The organism is Mycobacterium sp. TH-M82 (assembly GCF_057473605.1).
In genome coordinates, this window is record NZ_JBYCKY010000053.1 from 1 (window position 1) to 2,617 (window position 2,617).

General features: G+C 68.9%; 4 protein-coding genes. All 4 read right to left on the bottom strand.

The window, feature by feature from the left end; all coding sequences use genetic code 11:
* The coding region (locus AC2VON_RS01665) for a DNA-formamidopyrimidine glycosylase family protein (RefSeq protein WP_486951376.1) at nt 1-547 on the bottom strand (547 nt) is incomplete at its 3' end.
* Nucleotides 548-552: 5 nt separating this feature from the next.
* Complete coding sequence (rnc, locus tag AC2VON_RS01670; protein WP_486951377.1) at nt 553-1,254, bottom strand: ribonuclease III; 702 nt, start codon at nt 1,252-1,254, stop codon at nt 553-555.
* Complete coding sequence (locus tag AC2VON_RS01675) at nt 1,251-1,838, bottom strand: YceD family protein (RefSeq protein ID WP_486951378.1); 588 nt, start codon at nt 1,836-1,838, stop codon at nt 1,251-1,253. Before AC2VON_RS01675 ends, rnc begins: the two co-directional genes overlap by 4 nt.
* 38 nt (nt 1,839-1,876) lie before the next feature.
* On the bottom strand, nt 1,877-2,614 hold the full coding sequence (gene sepIVA, locus AC2VON_RS01680) for a cell division protein SepIVA (RefSeq protein ID WP_486951379.1): 738 nt from the start codon (nt 2,612-2,614) through the stop codon (nt 1,877-1,879).
* Nucleotides 2,615-2,617: the final 3 nt, after the last annotated feature.

Sequence of the window (2,617 nt, forward strand, 5' to 3'; positions counted from 1 at the left end):
TGTTGCCGATGCCCGACACCACAGTTTGGTCCAGCAGCTGACGTTTGATCTCAGAATGCTTGCGCCGCAACACGCCCACGACCGCTTCGGCGTCGAAGCGAGGGTCCAGGGGGTCGCGGGCCAGGTGCGCGACGGGTACCGGCACCATGCTGCCGTCCACGGTGGCGAGGTCCGCGAGCAGCCAGCCGCCGAAGGTGCGCTGGTCGACGAAGCTCAGTGCGGTCCCGTCGTCGAGCCGCGCGGTGATACGCAGGTGGTTGGCGTTCGGCGCGGAGTCCTGTGCACCCAGCAGCATCTGGCCGCTCATGCCCAGGTGCACGACCAGAGCTTCATTGTCGAGTCCGTTCAGCAACAACCACAGGTATTTGCCGCGCCGGCCGGTGCCGCTGATTCGCGCACCCAAAAGCCGTCCGGTCAGGTCGGCGGGGCCGGCGCGGTGGCGGCGCACCGCGCGGGGGTGATGCACCCGTACCGCGGTGACGGTCCGGCCCACCACGTGGTCGGCCAGGCCACGCCGCACCACCTCGACCTCGGGCAGTTCGGGCATCTAGGTCACGCGCGGTAGAGAGCGTCCAGCGCGTTCCATGCCGCTGACGCCGCTTTCTGTTCGGCTTCTTTCTTGGTGCGGCCCACACCGGTCCCGTATTGGGTCTTCGTCACCAGCACTACCGCGGTGAATTCCCTGTCGTGGTCCGGGCCGGTCGAGGTGACCGCGTACGACGGCACGCCCAGTCCGCGGGCTGCGGTCAACTCCTGCAGGCTGGTCTTCCAGTCCAGCCCGGCCCCCAGCGTGGCCGCCGTGTCCAGCAGTTCGCCGAACAGCCGCAGGATCACCTCGCGTGCGGTGTCCATCCCGTGCTGCAGGTAGACCGCGCCCAGCAGCGATTCCATCCCGTCAGCCAGGATGGAAGATTTATCGGTCCCGCCGGTGTTGACCTCGCCGCGGCCCAGCAGCAGGTGCGCACCCAGCCCGTCGCCGGTCAGCTCTCGTGCCACGTCGGCCAGCGCAGCGGTGTTGACCACGCTGGCACGCAGTTTAGCCAGGTCACCTTCGGGTCGGTCCGGGTGGCGGCGAAACAACTCGTCGGTGATGACCAGGCCGAGCACGGCGTCGCCGAGGAACTCCAGCCGTTCGTTGGTGGGCAGCCCCCCGTGCTCGTAGGCGTAGCTGCGATGGGTGACCGCCAGCGTGAGCAGTTCGTCGGGCAGGTCGACACCGAGCGCGTCGAGTATGGCTTGCCGGGGTCTACTCACCGTTCGCCGTCCCCGCGCTCTGCCAGACCCGACATTGCAGCCAGTTTGGCCCAGCGCGGATCGATCTGGTCGTGGTGATGCCCGGCGTCGGCATCAGCGAGCGGAACACCGCAATCGGGGCAGAGTCCGGGGCAGTCCGGCCGGCACAGCGGTGACAGCGGCAGCGCCAGCCCGACCGCGTCGACGATGGCCTGCTCCAGGTCCACCGTGTCATCAACGACACGGCCCACCTCGTCCCCTTCCGTGGTGGCGTCGGTCGCGCTGTCCGGATAGGCGAACAGCTCGGTCAGCGCCACCTCGACCCGGCCGGTCAGTGGTGTCAGGCACCGCGCGCACTCACCGGTTGTGGCTGCGGCTACCGGCCCGGTCACCAGGACGCCCTCGCACACCGACTCCACCTGCAGGTCCAGGTCGAGAGTTGCGCCCGCGGGTATCGCCTCCAGGTCAAGGCCGATGCGCGACGGGCTGGGCACCCGGCGGCGCACCGACAGCGCGTCGCCCGGCCGCCGGCCCAGCCGGGCGACGTCGACGACAAGTGGCGAGGGTGGGCATCGCTGTGTCCTCGTGCTCGCACGCCTCGCCATAGCCGCGATTCTACGGCGCTCGCGGTGGTGAACTGCGGCTACCGCGTTGCGTAGTCGTGGGTTCCGGCGGCGGTGCGCAGCTGGTGGCGGCCGCGGTTGACGGAACGCAAGGTGCCGTTGAGGAACTCCTCGAACTCGGCCAGCTTGGAATCGACGTAGATATCGCATTCACCGCGCATCCTGTCGGCCTCGGCGTGCGCCGAGTCGATCAGCCGGGTGGCCTCCGCGTTGGCCGAGGCCACCACCTCGGTCTGCGACACCAGTCGCTGCTGCTCCTTGATGCCCTCCTGCACGGCCTTTTCGTAGGCGAGGTTTCCGTTCTCGACGAGTCGGTCGCATTCGGCCTGGGCGCGGCTGACGTTGGCCTCGTAATCGCGCTTGGCGGTCGCCGAGAGGCGGGCGGCTTCGTCGTGGGCTCCGGCGAGCATCTGCTCGCTGTGCTGGCGGCCCTCGGCCACCATCCGGTCGGCGTGTGCCTTGGCGTCAGCCAGCAGCCGGTCGGCCTCGGCGCGGGCGTGGTTGAGCATCGACTCCGCTTCGGTAGTCGCGCTGCCCACCATCGAGTCCGCGTGCTCCTTGGCCTCGTGCAGCATGGAATCACGTGCGTCGAGCACGTCCTGGGCGTCATCCAGTTCGCCCGGGATGGCGTCCTTGATGTCGTCGATCAGTTCCAGCACGTCGCCGCGGGGCACCACGCAACCCGCCGTCATCGGCACGCCACGCGCTTCTTCGACAATGGCGCCCAATTCGTCAAGCGCTTCGAACACTCGGTACACGGC